Raw genomic sequence first — 18,812 nt, 5'->3', positions numbered from 1 at the left:
GTTTAAGACTACATTTTGCAATTAGATCAAATCACTTTTACGCGTTTTGTCGCGGCCCTTACCGTTGTTTTCTTCCATTACGGTCAGACTGTATTCCCGGCTAACGTACCTTTCCTGTTTGAGAATGTAACGGCTGGCCCAATCGCTGTAGGTTATTTTTACGTTCTCTCTGGCTTCATTATGTCTATTGCTTATTATCAAGTAGACGTATCTAATCGGGCTGAATTTAAAAAGTTAAAATACTGGGTAGCCCGATTTGCACGTATATACCCTGTCTATTTAATCGCGCTGCTGATCATTGTTGCCGCTAAATATAAAACACTGGGTGAAGACTGGGACGTTTTTCTCGCACATATTTTTCTCGTTCAATCTTGGATTCCTGGATATCCGATTACCCTCAACACACCTGGTTGGTCTTTATCTGTTGAAGCATTCTTTTACCTTTGTTTTCCTTTTTTGATTTTGTGGGTTTATAAAAAAGGGATTAAACAACTGGCTGTATTTAGCATTGTTTTATGGGGTGTGACTCAATTAATACTAACCCATCAACTGAATTCTAACGCCTATATACCAAAGAATCAGCTTCACGACTTTATATACTACAACCCGGCAATGCACTTAAGCTCTTTCTTACTCGGCATGTTGTGCGGTATATACCTAAAGCACACTAAGGATAAACAGACGAGCAACAATGGTTTACTCCTTTTCGCTTCATTCATGCTTATCTTTATTTTAATTTGGGCAAGACCTCATCTTGAAAACCTATTCGGTTTAAAACTAGCCTTTACCAATGGACTACTTGCACCTGTTTTTCTACTCTTTATTATTACTCTAGCCAGACACAAGGGAGGAATATCGAGAGTCTTCAGCAATCCAAAACTTGTTTTATTAGGTGAAGCGAGTTATTCCTTATACATATTACAAAAACCAGCGCATGGGATTTATGATAAAGTCATTGTTCCCCGTGTCCCATTGAATGAAACCATTCACTTTTATATCTTTTTGGTTTTACTCATTATTTTATCCATCTTGTCTTATAAGTATTTTGAAACACCGATGAGACAATTAATACGCAGAAAACTGCAATAAGCCTTTTTCAACCGGTAAACGATTATTTATTGTTCCTAAAATGGCTACTTGCTAGAATGTGCGCCGCCTCGTATCTACTTCATCCAGATTTATATTAACTTCATCTGTGCTTCTTTGAACCAAATGGAAGCATTTAAGATACTAAGCCAAGTACTAACTCCCTACTTAAAAAAAGTAACTGAACACTATGACTTCAAACAACGGCCAGCAACTTCCAATGAATCCACGTTCATCAAGAAGTAATGCATCTGATAGCGACCTAATTCCTTATCCTCGTGACTTCTATCCAGAGGAATTACTGGAAGATTCAGGCGGGCTTGATTTAAAAGAATTCATTAATGTACTTAAGAACCACAAGAAATTAATTCTCTCGATCGCATTTGTAACCATGTTAATTGCTCTTTTACTAACATTGTTAATGCAGCCAGTTTATCGTGCTTATTCAACGATCAAAGTTGAAAGATATGCAGCGAACCCAAATGTGCAAATTCTAAATGCAGAAGCATCCAGAAGTGATAGAGACTTCTTTGAAACACAGATTCAATTAATTCAAACAAAAACACTCGCAAGCAGAGTTATTTCTGAACTTGGTTTAGATAAAAAGCCTGAATCAACTGGCTTAGTATCAAGTATTAAAAATCTGTTTTCCGGCGACAAAGCAGCAGATGCTAAAGATACGACAGCTATGGAAGAAATCTTTTTGAAGAACCTGACTGTTACACCCGTTAGTAATTCTCAACTTCTTTCTATTAGTTATGATTCTTCTAACCCACAATTGGCAGCTGATATTAATAATGCAATTGCCAAAACTTTTGTAAGACAAAATCTGGAACGTAGATTTGAAACCGCATCATCCTACAAAACTTATGTTGCGAATAATATTGAAGTTACAAAGAAGAGTCTGGAAGAAGCAGAACAGCGCTTGAATGATTACGCTAGAGAAAACGATATTGTTCAAAACGTCGATGGGGAATCAACCAGTAGTCTCACCCTTAAAAAACAAATTGATGAATTAGTGAATGCCGAGAAAGAGCGTATTGATGCGGAAGCTGCTTATGAGTTATACAAGAGTAATCCAGATTCAGCTCCTTCATTTGCGATCAATGATCCTTACATCCTTTCACTCAAGAAAGCCGCAGCTCGTTTAGAAACGCAATACCAAGGCTTAACAAGAAAGAAAACAAGAAGCGCTAACAGACTTAGAAAACAGATTGATGATTTAAAAGAACAGATTGCCTCTGAAAATAAATCTATACAATCGTCTTTCGAATCTCGTTATATGGAAGCGCAGCAAAAAGAGAAAATGGTTAGAAACCAACTTGATAAATTAAAAGCGGGCGCACTTAATCTTCAATCAAAAAGCACTAAATACAATAGATTACTCCGTGAAGTTGAAATCAATCAGCTCGCTTACAATAAACAACTTGAACAGTTAATGGCTGTTAATGTCGCAAGCAATGTAGGCACTAACAATATTTCGATCATCGACAGTGCCTCTGTACCCACCAAGAAATTCAAACCGAGCCTAAAAACCAACCTTGGTTTTGGTCTACTTTTAGGTTTATTACTGGGAATGGGCTTTGCATTCTTACGTGAATTTGTAGATGACAGTGTTAAAAACAGTGAGTTACTAGAGCAAGCAACCGGCCTACCAGTTTTATCTCAGCTACCAGAAACCAAAAACCTGGGCCCTAAGAAATTGGCATTACAAACGGCATTGGAACCGCGTTCTGCGCTAGCTGAGGCAATTCGATCATTACGCACCAGCCTTCGCTTTTCAACCAGACACGGCGCACCTCAAAGTACGTTTATTACTAGCTCAAGTGCAGGCGAAGGAAAAAGCACCGTTGCTTTAAACCTTGCTACAGCCTATGCGCAAGCGGGTAGTAGCGTGTTATTAATTGATGCAGATTTAAGAAACCCGAGCATTCATCAGTTGCTTGAATTAAATAATGTAGAAGGCTTAACCAATTATCTAGCAACCACAGAAACTAAAAGTGGTGATGTGACTCAGGCATGTATGATCAAGAATCTTAACGTGATTACCTCTGGCCCTATTCCTCCTGATCCAGTCGAGCTTTTATCTGGCAGTAAAATGGCGGAGCTGATAGAAAACGCAAGCGACATCTACGACCATATTATTATTGATGGACCACCTGTTTTAGGATTAGCAGATTCTCAGGTATTGGGCAATTTAGCTGAAGCAACTATAGTTACCGTAGAAGCTAGCAAGACCCGTAAAACCGCATTGCTAGATAGTTTGAAGCGTTTGGATCGTGCTAATGCAAATATGATTGGCACCGTATTAAACAGAAACAGTCGTTCTGCGAACCCTGACTACAATCAGGAATACTATTCGTATACTAGACAGGCACCACAGACAAAGAAAGCATAAAATAGTTAAAGCAGGTAGTGTGCAACTTTTGAAAGCCACCCCCCTACTTTGAGCGATATTTTCAGGTATTTAAGCCAGTTAACTGGCTTAAATACCTGATAGCAAATAAGCACTCTTTAAAATCAAATTCCCATTTCATTTTTTACTTCGGTAAAAGCAGCTATCGCCTTATCAATATCCGCTCGACTATGACCGGCTGATATTTGCGTTCTAATTCTAGCCTTACCCTCTGGAACCACCGGAAATGAAAAGGCAATGACATAAACACCCTTATCTAACATCTTTTTAGCGAAGCTAGAAGCTACTTTAGCGTCATACAACATGATAGGTACGATCGGGTGATCACCCTCTAAAATATCAAAACCCTGCTCCGTTAAAGCATCTCTGTAGTAACGCGTATTCTCCCTCAGAGACTTACGTAACTCATTAGAATTCTCAGCTATATCGATCGCTTTTAAAGCTCCCGCAACTACGGAAGGCGCGACGGTATTTGAAAACAAATAAGGACGAGAGCGCTGTCTCAAGAGTTCAACTATTTCAGTGCGTCCACTGGTGTATCCTCCACTAGCACCGCCTAAAGCTTTGCCGAGGGTTCCTGTCAATAAATCGATTCGACCCAAGACTCCGCAATATTCGTGACTGCCTTTTCCGCCTTCTCCAACAAACCCAGTCGCGTGACAATCATCCACATGAACCAAAGCACCATATTTATCGGCAAGATCACAAATCGCTTTTAAATTAGCAACATAACCGTCCATTGAAAATACACCGTCTGTGGTGATTAACTTGATTCTTGCCCCATCTGCATCTGCTTGCTGTAAACACTTTTCCAAATCTTGCATATCATTATTGCTGTAACGATAACGCTTCGCTTTACATAAACGCACGCCATCAATGATGCTGGCATGATTTAAAGCATCAGAAATAACGGCATCCTGATCATCCAAAATCGTTTCGAATAAGCCACCGTTTGCATCAAAACAGGACGGGTAAAGAATCGTATCTTCTGTTTCTAGAAAAGCAGATAACTGATTTTCTAATTGCTTGTGAATGGTTTGAGTACCACAAATAAAGCGCACAGATGCCATACCATAACCATACTCTTCCAAACCCACCTTAGCTGCTGCATTTACCTCAGGGTGTTGTGCCAGACCTAGATAGTTGTTAGCGCATAAGTTTAAGACTTCTCTACCATCACTGAGTGAAATTGTGGCGCTTTGCGCGCTGGCGATAATACGCTCTTCTTTATAAAGACCAGCATCTTTGATCGCATCTAACTTTTGCGTAAAATGTTGTTTTATATCTGTATTCATTAGTGATTTTCCCAATCTAAAATTACTTTACCCGACTCTCCCGAGAGCATCGCATCAAAACCTTGTTGAAAATCTGTATAAGGCAAACGGTGAGTGATAATAGGATTTAAGTCCAAACCTGTTTCTATCATCATCGACATCTTGTACCAGGTGTCATACATCTCACGACCGTATATACCTTTAATGGTCAACATATTGAAGACAACTTTATTCCAGTCGATTTGAGTTTGCTCGGCAGGAATACCTAACATGGATATTTTTCCGCCATGATTCATATTAGCAATCATGTCATTCAAGGCTTGAGGATTTCCAGACATCTCCAAACCAACATCAAACCCTTCTTTCATGTTGAGTTCTTTTTGCACAACCGACAGGTTTTCTTTAGCAGCATTAACGACACGGGTAGCACCCAATTTGCTGGCCAAGTCCAAACGATATGGATTAACGTCGGTGATCACAATATTGCGCGCGCCGGCATGTTTACAAATAGCTGCCGCCATCGAACCGATTGGCCCCGCGCCTGTGATTAACACGTCTTCTCCAAGCAAATCCCACTGCAAAGCTGTGTGAGTGGCATTACCGAAAGGATCAAATATAGCGGCAATATCTTTATCAATACTGTCATTGTGTACCCATACGTTCGACATTGGCAATGCAATGTATTCAGCAAAAGCACCGGTTCTATTCACGCCAATGCCTGAGGTGTGATTACAATAGTGTCGGTTGCCTGCCATACAGTTTCTACAACGACCACAAACGATATGTCCTTCTCCGGATACGATCTGACCTTTGTGGAAATCAATCACATTAGAGCCGATATCGACAATTTCACCAACGAATTCATGACCCACTACCAGAGGAACAGGAATCGTTTTCTGCGCCCAGTCATCCCAGTTATATATATGGATATCCGTACCACAAATAGCGGTTCGCTGAACTTTTACCAACACATCGTTTATACCAATTTCAGGCATTGGAACATCTTCCATCCAGATCCCTATCTCTGGTTTTGATTTTACTAACGCTTTCACAACAATATTCCTTATAGTGTATTTATATCCACTATAGTAAACTTAAGAGAATAGAGAAATCTACATATTTATTTCATATAGTGGATATTTTTCTACTATATAATTACTAGAGATATCCGAAAATATACTCTTTCTCTTATAAAACATTAGTTTATGGACATTTAAATTGAGCAACGAAACACTGTCATCACTATCTACACGAATCAAACAGCAGAGAAAGAAACAGCTCTGGACTTTAGAGCACTTAGCAAATCTCTCAGGCGTTAGTCGATCCATGCTTAGTCAGATCGAACGCGGTAAAGCGAACCCTACTCTTGCGGTCACCTGCAAGATTGCAGAAGCATTCAATATATCTATTGCCGAATTGATAGAAGAGCCATGGACACAGCCGCTAATAGAAGTCGTAAAAGGGGATAATAAAAATTCTATTTTAAGGGATGATCAGTCAGCGTTTATCCAGGTATTGACCCCCATCCATTCGGCCGAGAATATCGAGTTTTATTTGGTGAAGCTTCCTGTAAATGGCGAATTAAACAGCCATCCCCATATGCGAGGGACTCGGGAAATGATCACCGTCCAGAGTGGAGATATTACGGTTATTTCAGGTTCTGATTCAAAGCATTTAACCACAGGAGATAATGCGTATTATCAGGCTGACCAGGATCATAGAATTATTAACAATTGGGATCAGGAAGCGGTCATTTATATGATAACCAGTTTTGACAATGCATCAAATACAAACTAGTCCCAACAGCTATAAAGCCTTATGGGAATAGATTTTGAGAAAACGAACAAACCGTTGACATTATTTTTTAGAGGCTTTTAGATAGCGTGTAATCTCTTCCTTAGCGTCACTCATCACGGAATCTCGATCGAGACTATCGAGTATATTTTGAACAATCAGTTTAGGCCCGGAATCACCCCAGGATTTACCTTTGGCTAGATAATCTTCAGCAACTCTACCGACGACCAGAGTGCTATACCAGGCGACTGCACCTTGCGCCAAACCAGTAACTACGGTTGAAAAACCTACAGTGCCTATCTTCAATGCAGACGAGGCAAAATGAATTGCCCAGAAAGTCGCATATAAAACCAGCATTTGAGCGGCGATGGTTTTAATCAGCTCGCCTGCTTCTGATTTACTCATCGGCAAACCGTATATTCTGGAAAGATGAATCACCATACTCACATCAATCGCAGCCGCCGCTAATAGATCGGCAATAGGTATAGGGTTTAATGCAACCGCAACACCTTTACCCACGCAATACATGCGAATGGTTTCTTCACCCAACTCTTTTCGGGTTGCGAGAATCTTCTCCCCCAGTTGTTCACTGAGGTTTCCGGCAAACAAGGAAGCGTTTAGCGCAGATAAGGTCTTACCTTCCGCTTCTAAAATCTCCCATAAGCGCGATTTCAGATTCAGGATATCAACAGGTCGTTGTCTAACCGTTTCTTTTTCATTACCTTCATCATCGACGTAGATGACTGTTTGTCTACTCGGCGATGCGGCAGTGAAAACGATATTCGCAGGCGCGATAATACCCTTAACACGTTTGCGAATAATGGTGCGTAATTCGAAGATTTCTTCTTCGTTGTACTGATCTGCTTTGTTCACGACCAGAATAATCGGGCGATTAGTATCAGCAACGGTCTTTAATGCCGCTAATTCAACTTCGGTTAAATCGCTATCGACCACAAACAATAATAAATCAGAACGATTCGCTACTTCATGAGCTAATTGCTCTCTTTCTTCGCCGTCTATTTCATTAATGCCAGGCGTATCAATCAGGTAGATACCGCCAGCATCCACTTCCTGCCATTCTTCACTACTTTCTGTTTTAGTTTCGCCGTGTAAAACACTGACACTAAATGCCTGTTTACCTAAAAGAGCGTTCAATACAGACGATTTACCCACACTCACCCGACCGAAAACAGCTATGTGCAAATGCCCTTTTTCGAGCTTTTCCAGCATTTTACTCAGCTGCTGATACTCATCACTCAGCACATCACGTACAGAGTCAGGCACACGCGTATCTTCAAGTAACTGGCTTAAACTTTCCTTCGCCATATCGACATTGGAGTCACCCGAATCAGAGCCTTTGCCAGGTAATTCTGAAAGTGCGGTTTCTGAGTCGCTATTTTGACTGTTTTTGCTTGTCGAAAACCAGCTTGGCAAATAACTTCGCGCGCGATTCCAGATCTTCACTCAACATCTCCTTAAAGGTAATGGCTGCAGGAGCGGGTTTTAATTGACCTCGCTGTTGCAAAGTTTTATTTACAGCACGCCCTAAGGCATCAAATATCAACCCATAAGCCACTGCATGAGTCAGCCCGCCGGTTACGGTGCCTATTCCGGGGAAGGCCTTCATACCGTTGCCGGCTACAGCCAGTATTAACGGAACGCTTTTTTTCATTTGACCTGTACTAAAGTCCAGCAAATTATCGATATCCAATTGTTTAACAGGTACATCGTATAAAGCACACAAACCTTTAACGAGCTGTGTTCCAAGTACACCCTGTATCACTAAATCCGATCCTGGGCTGACAGAGGCCAATGCTCCCAGTACGGCTTTGCGGGTAGAGCTTTTAATGATTTCTTCTGCTTTTTTCTGGCGGAAATCATCCTTCGCCACATCTAATTTTTGTTTAACCAGTACAAACACACTGGCATCACGTAAGGTTTCTAGTGCGCCACTCTGTTTGTCGATTTCATCCTGTAGTGCTTGTGCCAATGCAGAGACATCAGCCCTGCGCGCTCTGACGACTTTCTCCTCACGACCATCCGGGTATATTTTGACAACTTCTTCTTCACCACCAGATTGCACAAACACGTGTTGAATTGAAGCATCCGTGCCTGCATTTAAATTGGTATTGAAACGTTCGCTGATCAATTGCTTTTCTTTATCGGTGAAACGATCACTTTTATTCAAGGCAACAATCATTGGCTTACCGAAACTCTTGAGTTGCTGAATATCGTCAAATTGACTGCGGGACAAATCAGAATCCGTCACATACACCACAATCTGTGCTCTGATTGCCTCATCTCTAACGGCTGCATCTAATTCGCCGCTGGCTTCATTGCGACCGGGAAGATCGGTTAATACCAACTCATCACCCGATGTGCTTTTCCAGGTGTATTGTTTGATGTCCTGAGTTGATCCACCACGCACATTGATATCAATATTCAATGACGCAGAAGTAGCCTCGGGCAATAGCGCTTTGACAATGGATGATTTACCTGTGCTGACATCACCAAACAGGGCGACATAGATTCTGCCAGTCTCTTTACGCGCCTGTAATTGCTCAATCTCACGACGCATTTCAGCAGTTTCCATGCCTACCGTATCGGCGTGATCTAATTCTTTTAAGATATTTTCTTCGGTGACTTCTTCAATTTTATAATCAGGGTTTTGCTGACTCGGTTTTAATAATTTATAAATCAACCATAAACTGAATAAAATCACCGCAGCAATAAGTGCTACATACGTGTAAAACAGTGGTTCAGGCAAGCCTTGCAAACGCTCCCAAACATCAAGCGCACTGCGAGTCGCAGAAAATAGAAACAACAATAAAAGCAGTGTCACTAAAACAACTGCAACAGCGAGTATTCGCTTGAATTTAAATCCAGATTTTTTCATTGATTATGGCTGTGATTATCCTGATGTTTTAGAAGTCTTTATTAGCTTAATGCAAGGGTGTAACCGTTCAATTTATTACTTAAAGGATTATCACTCAAAAAGTGTGATTCGTCATTGGTATAAAATTGATATAAACAGGATTAACGGTGATTAAACCATTAAATATAAATACCTTGAGCCACCCCCCTACTTTGGGGGCTTTTTTAACTGGTTTCAAGCATGCAAACCACATTGCTAAAATCACATTTAGCCAAATCACTCTTGTGTATTAAAAAGGAAATTTCACCCGCATCCCAAAAGCAGAAGCCACAATTATTGTCAGAATAGACCTTTAATAAAATCACCCAGTCTTCCAGTTTGCCTTTTTTTATTAATGCCGCATGCTCTTGAGGTGACTCATGCTGGGTAAACACATAAGTATTAATTGCATGATGACTATCGGCATAATAGCAGTCATTCCAGCTTTGATAGATCCCTTTTACCCCGAGCTTTTTCGATAACTCTTCCTTTATCTTATGATATTCGTCGACTTCTTTACTGGCATAAAAGTTCTCTAATGTGGTTTCTTTGAACAAAGGATCGTTTCGATAAAAATGCGGTAACGAAATCATAGTCGTTGCGGTAGCTTTGAATGGCGCATAAATGCCGCCATCATCACCAATATAATCATCATCAATGTCTAAGTCCTTGGCTGACTGTAGTTTTGTCGTATCCGAATAAATCACCTTACAAACAAAACTTTCCTGATCTTCCAGAAAGAAATAGAGCATTCCAGTTCGTGGCAAATACGCCTGGTAATCGACTAAATCTGCGCAGTTAAGCTGTGCGATAAATTGCCAACCACACATTCTTTCATAATAATTCGATTCAAATTCTGGATATGCCATGCCTTCAGGCAGGTCAGGTTTTCCACCAAAACGTGTATTGCCAAGAATACTGTAATCATCCGCTTCAGTGGTTTGCAGGCAGACCGCTTTTAAAGCCACATCTTGCAGTGCCTGTTGATGTTTCTCGAACACCGTATTGGTTATTGCGGACTGTAGTTGTTGCAATAACTGCTTATCATTACTGGCTAAATATAGCGAATCGTTGATATCAACCGTGCCTTTTCCATCTGCACCTTTATAATCGTAATCGAGCAGTCGTTGCTTTTCAGGTAATTCTAAAACGATGTTTTCAATGCTGTTTAAGTCTTCTGGTAGATGCGTAAAGCAGTTGTATTCAATTTCAATTTTATTAAGTTGTGGTTGAAGCGCTAAGGCTTTGGGTAACGTGGTTAATCGATTTCTGGAAAACGAAATCTGTTTCAAACTAGGTAAACTTATCTCATCAGGTAAATGTGTTAGGTGGTTATGGTTGAGATAAAGACATTCTAAAGCCGGTAGCTGCATCAATGATTCTGGAATACTTTCGAGTAAATTATTAGTCAATTGCAACCTGTTTAAGTTTGAAAGCTCACCGATACTATCTGGCAATTTCTTTATACAAGTATTTGAAATACTTAAAGACGCTAATTGTTTAAAATTAGCGATAGACTTTGGAATCTCATTTAAAGGACTGTATGAACTTTCTTGATCAGCATAATTATAATTACCCAAAATGGTGAGTGTTTTTAGTTGAGTAAACGCCAGAACCTCTTTGGGTAGTTCCACAAAATCTGGTTTTTCAATATACAAATAGCGCACGTCATCAGGGTTGGCTTGTAAAGATTCAGCATAGGAAAAAGTATAATTAGTCCAGTCCAGTTGTTCAGCATCGATTTTACAATAGACCCTCACCTGAAAAAGGGGCGTATTCGCATACGGTGGTTTTAAGTAACCATTTAAACCCAACCACCCTTCTTTTAACTCTAGTCTTCCAAAAAAATCCAGACTGTATTCAAACCCTCTACAATAAAGATGCAGAAAGAGTGGCGCGTTAGATTTACCCTCCTCAAACTCAAAAACTCCGGTCGGGATATTATTTTCAAACACTTGTTTCAATTCAATATCAAACCCAAAGTAATCGATATGTTCATTAAGCAATTGGCTTTCTACAGCACGTTGAAAGTGTTTGTCATTTTTGACGGGCAGATGAATTTTGACACCGAAGGTATGTGAGAAATCACTGATTTGAAAAACGCTAATCCCGCTATCGAGTTTGAAAGCAAACTCCCCAACCTCAAACACTTCATTTCCATCGTCAGGAATGCAAAATTCGGGTATATCCATAACATCCAGTACACTCATATTGTTGATATTATCAATATTTAGCGCAGTGATTTTTTCTTCATAATCAGCAATCTGTTGCTCTAGTTCTGCGCAGTGATCCGAATAATGACCTTTGTAGTGGATATCCTTGAGTATATTTAAAAATAACGGCTCGTAGGTGTCTCTTACCGATAACTCACAATCAGCGGTTAAATCCAGAATGTATTGATCATCAATGCATACAGTGGCAAAAAGATGGAAAAAACGTAATTCTTCTTCCTGATGTTGAATGCTTGAAATAGCTTTTTGCAGATAACAGGTCTTACCTTCTACTTCGATTTTTTCGATAGTCGACTCAACAATGTTATAGCGTTTTAGTTTGTAATAAGCCTGAATCAGCGCTTCGACATTATTTGCATCTGTATCTGTATCTTTATCTTTATCTTTATCTTTATCTAATGAAGCATCAGTGCTTTTAAACGCTTCTAAACCCTTTATTTCTGACAACTTCGAAAACTTATCCAGCGAAATAATCATTTGTGGTATCTGTAATTCAAACGACTCATCCGGGTTAGTCAAAATCACATCGCCAAATGATATTTTATTTTCTGAAAAGAGTTCGTCATAAGACACATCAAATGACAGCGTTTCAATTCTTTTCATGGGATCTCAGCACCTACTATCTAATAACAAAAATATGGAAAAAATATGACAACAAAAGCGATCGCGTAGATTGCTTGAATTAATTGCTTTATGCTTGTTTTACTAGCCTACACTAATCGTATTCGATTGAAAATTAATGGTATTGAGGTCACCCCCCCACTTTTAGGCACTTTTTTAAGCGAATCATAGTAGGCGTTTCAACAAAACTTTTCTATACTATTGATTCCACTTGATTCGACTTGATTCGACTTGATTACATTGCAGTTACCTCTCTGCTCCGTTTAACTTAAAAGGAAATCGTATGACACTTTTTGCAAAGCAAGCTACCAATCTCTTCAAAACAAATCTCTCCATCAAAACAATTGCCATGACCAGTCTGGCTCTCATTTTTACTTCAGCGACAACTATGGCTCAAGCGGATACCACAAAAATCGGTATGATTACGACGCTTTCTGGTGGTGGATCAAGTCTTGGTAAAGATGTCAGAGATGGTTTTCAGTTAGCGCTAAAAATGTCAAACAACAAAGATGTTGAGCTTCTCATCGAAGATGATGGCCGTAAACCAGCGAAAGCGGTACAAATTGCAGACAAGTTTATTCAAAAGGATAAGGTCGATATTCTTACCGGTATTATATTCTCTAATCTGGCAATGGCTGTTATCCCTTCAGCGGTTAAGAAAGGCGTTTTTTATGTTAGCCCAAATGCAGGACCTTCGGCATTAGCTGGAAAAGGCTGTCACGAAAATTCATTCAATGTGGCATGGCAGAATGATAATTTACACGAAGCCATGGGTAATTACGCTAACAGCGCAGACCTTAAAAAGACCTTTATTCTGGCGCCAAACTACCCAGCGGGTAAAGACGCATTAACAGGTTATAAACGCTTCTATAAAGGCGAAGTTGCGGGTGAAATCTACACAAAGCTCGGTCAAAAAGACTATGCGGTTGAGATTTCTAAAATTAAAGCATCGGGCGCTGATTCTGTATTCTTCTTCCTTCCGGGTGGCATGGGTATCGCATTCATGAAACAGTATTCACAATCTGGTTCAAAAATCCCGGTTATGGGTCCTGCGTTCTCATTCGACCAGGGTATTCTAGGTGCAGTTGGCGATGCGGCACTTGGCGTTAAAAACTCATCACAATGGAATAAGGATATCGATAACGAAGCGAATAAAACCTTTGTTGCAGCGTATCAGAAAGAATACAACAAGCTTCCATCTCTTTACTCAAGTCAGGGTTACGATGCGGCTAACTTGATTTTATCAGCATTAAAAAAATCTCCAGTAAGTGATAAAGATGCATTCCGTAAAGCGCTTAAAGCAGCTGACTTCGCATCGCCGCGTGGTGATTTCAAATTTGGTAATAACAACTTCCCAATTCAGGACATTTACGTTCGTGAAGTGGTTAAAGAAGGTGATGTTTTGACCAATAAAATTATCAGCAAAGGCCTTGAAAATCATCAGGATGCTTACGCTAAAGATTGTGCGATGTAATTCATTTGATCATTGATTGTTAATCATTGCTCATTAATTGTTCATTAAAATAGTTACATCATATAAGTCACCCCCCTACTTTGGGGCACTTTTTTCTCATTAACGAAATTCGTTACTGAAAAAAGTGCCCCAAAGTAGGGGGGTGACTTTTTGTTTCCTTTACTATCCCTAAACGCCCGAATAAATTGATATGACAGCTGCCCTCTTTCTTGAGCAACTCCTTAACGGCTTGCAACTCGGTATGACATTGTTCCTGATGTCAGCTGGTTTGACGCTGGTATTTGGCGTGATGGGTTTAATTAACCTCGCCCACGGCTCACTGTATATGATTGGCGCTTTCTGTTGCGCCACTATCACAAATATGACGGGCTCTTTCTTGCTTGGCTTGCTGGCAGGATTTGTTGGTGCAGCGATTGCAGGTTTGATTATCGAGGTTGTTGTGATTCGTAAACTCTACGATCGCGATCATCTCGATCAAGTGCTTGCCACCTTCGCGTTAATTTTGATCATATCTGAAGGCACTAGCTGGATATTTGGCTCATCACCGTTGTATCTCAGCATTCCAAGCTGGTTATCGGGTTCTATACCGCTTTCTTTCGAGGAGGATAGCAATAGTTCCTACCCTATTTACCGCCTGGTTATCATTGCGATTGGCTTGATTATTGCGTACTCACTTTATTTATTAATTACCAAAACACGGCTCGGTATGCGTATTCGTGCTGGCGAATCCGATCGTGAGATGATCGCCGCATTAGGCGTAAACATTCGTGTGATTTACTCGCTTATTTTTGCATTAGGTGCAGCACTTGCGGGATTGGCTGGCTCACTGGTCAGCACACTCTATTCAGTAGAAGTTGGGATGGGCGAACCTGTGTTAATACTTGCCTTGGTGGTGATTGTTATTGGCGGTATCGGTTCGGTCAAAGGTGCTTTGGTCGCTTCTATTCTAGTTGGTTTGGTCGATACATTAGGTCGCGTTTTCTTACCTAATATTCTGGCATTGTTTATCGACAACAGTCAGGTTGCAACGCTGAGTGCATCACTTGCCTCGGTACTGGTTTATATTTTAATGGCTGTGATTCTGGCTATTCGTCCACAAGGATTATTCCCAGCCAATGCTTAATTCTACTCATCAAAAAGGCTTTAAAGAGAAAGCCCTCAACCTGATTATCCTTGGCTTAATTTTTGTTACGGCCTTAGTCACCTATTGGCTAGATCAAGGCTATTACGTCAATTTAGTCTCTCGCGTGGTTATTTTTGCCATTGCCGGTGTTGGTCTTAATCTCGCATTGGGATATGGCGGCATGGTTAGTCTCGGCCATGCCGCATTTTTCGGTATTGGCGGATATATAGCCGGTATTTCAGCCATGCATTTTAGTGAAAGCACCTCATTTATTGCAGGCTTAGACAGCACCAATCAGATGCTTACGATCTGGCTATTTGTCATTATTATTTGTGCCCTTCTCGCCTTATTTATTGGTTTGATTTCGCTGCGTACTAGCGGCGTCTATTTCATTATGATCACCCTCGCCTTTGCACAAATGGTGTATTACTTTGCGATTTCGTGGCCCGATTATGGCGGAGAAGATGGTTTATTAATTTCTAGCCGAAATCAGTTTCTGGGCAAAGATACCGATAATGAATTGGTGTTCTTCCTGATCTGTTTTACTGTATTGCTGTTAACTGTATTTCTGAGTTCGCGCATCATCCGTTCACGTTTTGGTACCGCACTGCAAGTCGCCAGAATGAATGATGTACGTTTAGCGACGGTTGGCATCAGGCCTTATCCAATCAAACTGACAGCTTTTGTGATTTCAGCCGTGATCACTGGCATCGCTGGCGCGTTATTTGCCGATTTAAACCGCTTTGTCAGCCCTGACATGCTCAGTTGGCAGATGTCAGGCGAGATCATTATCTTTATATTACTGGGTGGCGTAGGTCGCTTATCTGGCCCCATTTTAGGTGCTACATTGTTTGTATTGCTCGAAACCTTTATCGGCGGTTATACCGAACACTGGAAGTTATTCCTTGGTCTGGTATTACTCATTGTGGTGCTCTATGCCAATGGCGGTTTGATGAAAATGGTTGTGGGAGAAAAGCAAAATGACTAATTCCACCGTTGATACATCAAATAGTACTAAATTGGGCAGTACTGTTCTTAAAATAGAAAACCTCACCAAGCGTTATGGGGCTTTAACCGTTAGTGATTCCATTAATTGCGATCTTAAACAAGGCGAAATACATACTTTAATCGGTCCCAATGGTGCGGGCAAATCTACCCTGGTTGGACAAATCGCAGGATGGATAAAACCAGATTCTGGTTCTATCACGCTTAACGGCACTAATATCACCAATATGAACGTTGCTAAACGCAGCCGCTTAGGTTTAGGCCGCAGTTTTCAGGTATCCTGCCTCGCCATGGAACTAAGCGCGCAACGCAATGTGATGCTCGCGGTTCAGGCTCGTCAGGGTTCTAGCTATCGTTTCTGGAAACCGGCAGCCAGTGACCAAAGCCTGATAGACGAAGCCGATAAGATTCTGGATCGATTACACATCAGCGAGTTTAAAGACACGCTGGCTTCACAACTATCCCACGGTAAACGCCGCGAATTAGAAGTTGCCTGCGCCCTCGCCTTACAACCCAAAGTGTTATTACTGGATGAACCAATGGCGGGTTTGGACCCTGCCAGTACACAAGGTTTGATCAACTTTCTGCAAAACCTCAAAGCAGAAATACCTATTTTACTTATCGAACACGATATGGATGCAGTATTCCAGCTTTCTGATCGCATCTCTGTATTGGTTTATGGCAAACTGATTTTCTCTGGTTCACCCGATCAAATCAAAGCTTCACCAGAAGTAAGAAAAGCCTATCTGGGGGATGACTAATGTCTTTGCTCAAAGTCGAACACATAGCCGTCTTCTATGGCAAATCGCAGGCATTGTTTGATGTCAGTCTTGAGATCAATCCCGGCGAAGTTGTAGCTCTAATGGGGCGTAACGGCGTGGGTAAATCAACCACAATACGCGCTATTTGTAACCTCACCCCCCCACTTACAGGCACTATTTCATTAAACGGTGAAAATCTGGCGAAGTTGCCAACGCATGTCGTTGCACGAAAAGGAATCGGGCTCGTCCCGGAAGGACGCCGTTGTTTTGCGAATTTAACGGTCGAAGAAAACCTGTTAGCGACAGAAAGAAAGGGCCAATGGGATATGCAGAAAATTCATCAGCTGTTCCCGCGATTAGAAGAACGCAGTAAACAATCTGCCGCGACTTTATCGGGCGGCGAACAACAAATGCTAGCGATTGGCCGCGCTTTATTAACCAATCCAAAGTTATTGATTTTAGATGAAGCCACTGAAGGACTTGCCCCTGTAGTCAGGCAAGAAATCTGGGCTGCTATTCATAGACTGAGAGAAAACGGGCAATCGATATTACTCGTCGATAAAACTCTTAAGGAATTACTCCCGGTATGCGATCAATGCTTCATATTGGAAAAAGGCCAATCTGTCTGGAATGGTGCACCACAAGCGTTGACTGATGATATTAGTAGTCGGTATTTGGGAGTTAGTACTTAAGAGTTATTAGTACGTATAAAGAATCACTTGGAAATTTGAATTTAGAATAATAAAAAGGGTGAATAGATAGCCTCAATTCACCCTTTTATAAACGTCAAAAGCTTGGTCCTATTTAAAAACCTTCAAGTACCACTTTCCCAACCGCTTGATTAGTCTCGATATGAGCATGCGCGCGCTTCAAATTTTCTGCATTTATTGTGCCGTAGTTCTCCCCTAAGGTTGTTTTGATCACACCGTCATCAATCAATTGAGAAATCTGATTCAACAAATCATGCTGTTTTTGCATATCCCATGTGTTGAACATTGAACGGGTGTACATCAATTCCCAGTGCAAAGATAAAGATTTAACTTTAAGCAACGTTATATCAAGCCCATTTTCTGGATCATCGATAAGTGCTAATTTGCCTTGTGGTGCTAACGCTTCTACCAACTGTGGAAAATGCTGTTCTGTATGATTAAGGCTGATAACATGCGTCACATTAACAATACCAAGATCATTTAATTGGGCAACTAAAGGCTGGTGATGATTGATTACATGATCAGCTCCCAGATCACGAACCCATTGCTCGCTTTCTGGACGTGATGCCGTACCGATCACTATTGCATTGGTTAGCTTTTTTGCAAGTTGCGTTAAAATAGAACCCACGCCGCCTGCAGCGCCCATAATAAGGATAGTTGGTTTAGGTGAACCTGCCTCAGCATCTGCATCTGTTTGACCCGGCGTAAAATCTAAACGGGCAAATAACAATTCATACGCCGTAATAGCGGTTAAAGGCATTGCCGCTGCTTCTTCATTCGACAATGATGATGGCTTTGTACCGACGATGCGCTCATCAACCAATTGAAATTCAGAATTTGAACCCTGGCGTGTAATATCGCCCGCATACCAAACTTGATCACCAACTTTAAATAACTCTGTATCTTCACCGACAGCGACGACTTCTCCTACTGCATCCCAACCGAGAATCTTATGTTGATCACCTTCTGCTTCTGCTCGCATTCTTACTTTAGTATCAACAGGGTTTACTGAAACCGCTGCTACTTTTACTAAGATATCTCGACCGGTTGCTACAGGAGTTTCTATCTCGATATCCATTAATGAGTCTGCTTGATCAATAGGTAACGATTTTAAATATCCGACTGCTTTCATTTTTTATTCCTTTGCTATGCTGTTGCGTTTGCTTTGCTTTGCTTTGTTAGTTTAGGTTTGCTCTTGTCATTTACTTGTTTTAACAAACACAGGAAAATGACAACTCTGTAATTTATTTGAGAAGTATAGTATTGATATTTTATTGTTTTTCATAAAGAGTGTTAACAGAGAAACATAATCAACATATTTTTGATAATCTATGTTTGATATATGTTTTGTATATGTTTTCTAGGCAGATCATTCATATACTTCTTGCTGTAAGAAATTTTAT

Annotated in this window: 14 protein-coding genes; 8 read left to right on the top strand and 6 right to left on the bottom strand. The window is 40.7% G+C overall.

The window, feature by feature from the left end; translation table 11 throughout:
* The first annotated feature begins 15 nt into the window (after nt 1-15).
* A complete protein-coding gene (locus OO007_RS06115) occupies nt 16-1,089 on the top strand; it encodes an acyltransferase family protein (RefSeq protein WP_325808143.1) in 1,074 nt (357 codons plus the stop codon).
* Between the two features lie 187 nt (nt 1,090-1,276).
* Entirely contained in the window at nt 1,277-3,484 is a 2,208-nt protein-coding gene (locus tag OO007_RS06110) for a GumC family protein (protein ID WP_325808142.1), read from the top strand.
* Nucleotides 3,485-3,606: 122 nt separating this feature from the next.
* Here OO007_RS06110 and OO007_RS06105 read toward each other — a convergent pair whose 3' ends face one another.
* Together OO007_RS06105 and tdh are read right to left on the bottom strand one after the other, a co-directional pair.
* A complete protein-coding gene (locus OO007_RS06105) occupies nt 3,607-4,797 on the bottom strand; it encodes a glycine C-acetyltransferase (RefSeq protein WP_325808141.1) in 1,191 nt (396 codons plus the stop codon).
* Nucleotides 4,797-5,828, bottom strand: coding sequence for an L-threonine 3-dehydrogenase (tdh, locus tag OO007_RS06100; protein ID WP_325808140.1), 1,032 nt, complete (start codon nt 5,826-5,828; stop codon nt 4,797-4,799). Before tdh ends, OO007_RS06105 begins: the two co-directional genes overlap by 1 nt.
* A 166-nt stretch (nt 5,829-5,994) precedes the next feature.
* Between tdh and OO007_RS06095 the strand changes: the two genes are divergently transcribed.
* Nucleotides 5,995-6,573: a helix-turn-helix domain-containing protein gene (locus OO007_RS06095; protein ID WP_325808139.1), complete on the top strand. Its 579-nt coding sequence runs from the start codon at nt 5,995-5,997 to the stop codon at nt 6,571-6,573.
* A 60-nt stretch (nt 6,574-6,633) separates the two neighbouring features.
* Here OO007_RS06095 and OO007_RS06090 read toward each other — a convergent pair whose 3' ends face one another.
* The 3 genes from OO007_RS06090 to OO007_RS06080 form a co-directional block, all read right to left on the bottom strand.
* A complete protein-coding gene (locus OO007_RS06090) occupies nt 6,634-8,034 on the bottom strand; it encodes a GTP-binding protein (protein ID WP_243651544.1) in 1,401 nt (466 codons plus the stop codon).
* Nucleotides 7,964-9,466, bottom strand: coding sequence for a GTPase (locus OO007_RS06085; RefSeq protein WP_325808138.1), 1,503 nt, complete (start codon nt 9,464-9,466; stop codon nt 7,964-7,966). Before OO007_RS06085 ends, OO007_RS06090 begins: the two co-directional genes overlap by 71 nt.
* Before the next feature lie 203 nt (nt 9,467-9,669).
* Nucleotides 9,670-12,318, bottom strand: a complete 2,649-nt coding sequence (locus OO007_RS06080; protein WP_325808137.1) for a DUF1963 domain-containing protein — start codon at nt 12,316-12,318, stop codon at nt 9,670-9,672.
* Nucleotides 12,319-12,619: 301 nt separating this feature from the next.
* Between OO007_RS06080 and OO007_RS06075 the strand changes: the two genes are divergently transcribed.
* From OO007_RS06075 to OO007_RS06055, 5 genes are all read left to right on the top strand, one after another.
* Nucleotides 12,620-13,810 (top strand): ABC transporter substrate-binding protein, encoded by a 1,191-nt coding sequence (locus tag OO007_RS06075; protein ID WP_325808136.1) that lies wholly within the window; start codon nt 12,620-12,622, stop codon nt 13,808-13,810.
* Between the two features lie 190 nt (nt 13,811-14,000).
* Entirely contained in the window at nt 14,001-14,933 is a 933-nt protein-coding gene (locus OO007_RS06070; protein WP_325808135.1) for a branched-chain amino acid ABC transporter permease, read from the top strand.
* Nucleotides 14,926-15,921 (top strand): branched-chain amino acid ABC transporter permease, encoded by a 996-nt coding sequence (locus tag OO007_RS06065; RefSeq protein WP_325808134.1) that lies wholly within the window; start codon nt 14,926-14,928, stop codon nt 15,919-15,921. The genes OO007_RS06070 and OO007_RS06065 overlap by 8 nt, the downstream gene beginning before the upstream one ends.
* On the top strand, nt 15,914-16,699 hold the full coding sequence (locus tag OO007_RS06060; RefSeq protein WP_299875310.1) for an ABC transporter ATP-binding protein: 786 nt from the start codon (nt 15,914-15,916) through the stop codon (nt 16,697-16,699). Before OO007_RS06065 ends, OO007_RS06060 begins: the two co-directional genes overlap by 8 nt.
* Nucleotides 16,699-17,391, top strand: coding sequence for an ABC transporter ATP-binding protein (locus OO007_RS06055; protein WP_325808133.1), 693 nt, complete (start codon nt 16,699-16,701; stop codon nt 17,389-17,391). Before OO007_RS06060 ends, OO007_RS06055 begins: the two co-directional genes overlap by 1 nt.
* Nucleotides 17,392-17,503: 112 nt before the next feature.
* Here the strand turns inward: OO007_RS06055 and OO007_RS06050 are convergent, their stop codons facing one another.
* A complete protein-coding gene (locus tag OO007_RS06050; protein WP_325808132.1) occupies nt 17,504-18,541 on the bottom strand; it encodes a zinc-binding alcohol dehydrogenase family protein in 1,038 nt (345 codons plus the stop codon).
* Between the last annotated feature and the right edge of the window lie 271 nt (nt 18,542-18,812).

Source organism: Cocleimonas sp. KMM 6892, from assembly GCF_035798195.1.
Classification (GTDB): Bacteria; Pseudomonadota; Gammaproteobacteria; order Thiotrichales; family Thiotrichaceae; genus Cocleimonas; species Cocleimonas flava.
This window is presented reverse-complemented; position numbering and strand designations above follow the sequence as displayed.

What these genes read in the sequence shown, in the direction of transcription:
- OO007_RS06070 (WP_325808135.1), top strand. Translation starts at nt 14,001, where the DNA reads ATGACAGCTGCCCTCTTTCTTGAGCAACTCCTTAACGGCTTGCAACTC.
- OO007_RS06105 (WP_325808141.1), bottom strand. Translation starts at nt 4,797, where the DNA reads ATGAATACAGATATAAAACAACATTTTACGCAAAAGTTAGATGCGATC.
- OO007_RS06075 (WP_325808136.1), top strand. Translation starts at nt 12,620, where the DNA reads ATGACACTTTTTGCAAAGCAAGCTACCAATCTCTTCAAAACAAATCTC.
- OO007_RS06080 (WP_325808137.1), bottom strand. Translation starts at nt 12,318, where the DNA reads ATGAAAAGAATTGAAACGCTGTCATTTGATGTGTCTTATGACGAACTC.
- OO007_RS06060 (WP_299875310.1), top strand. Translation starts at nt 15,914, where the DNA reads ATGACTAATTCCACCGTTGATACATCAAATAGTACTAAATTGGGCAGT.
- OO007_RS06065 (WP_325808134.1), top strand. Translation starts at nt 14,926, where the DNA reads ATGCTTAATTCTACTCATCAAAAAGGCTTTAAAGAGAAAGCCCTCAAC.
- OO007_RS06110 (WP_325808142.1), top strand. Translation starts at nt 1,277, where the DNA reads ATGACTTCAAACAACGGCCAGCAACTTCCAATGAATCCACGTTCATCA.
- OO007_RS06085 (WP_325808138.1), bottom strand. Translation starts at nt 9,466, where the DNA reads ATGAAAAAATCTGGATTTAAATTCAAGCGAATACTCGCTGTTGCAGTT.
- OO007_RS06055 (WP_325808133.1), top strand. Translation starts at nt 16,699, where the DNA reads ATGTCTTTGCTCAAAGTCGAACACATAGCCGTCTTCTATGGCAAATCG.
- OO007_RS06050 (WP_325808132.1), bottom strand. Translation starts at nt 18,541, where the DNA reads ATGAAAGCAGTCGGATATTTAAAATCGTTACCTATTGATCAAGCAGAC.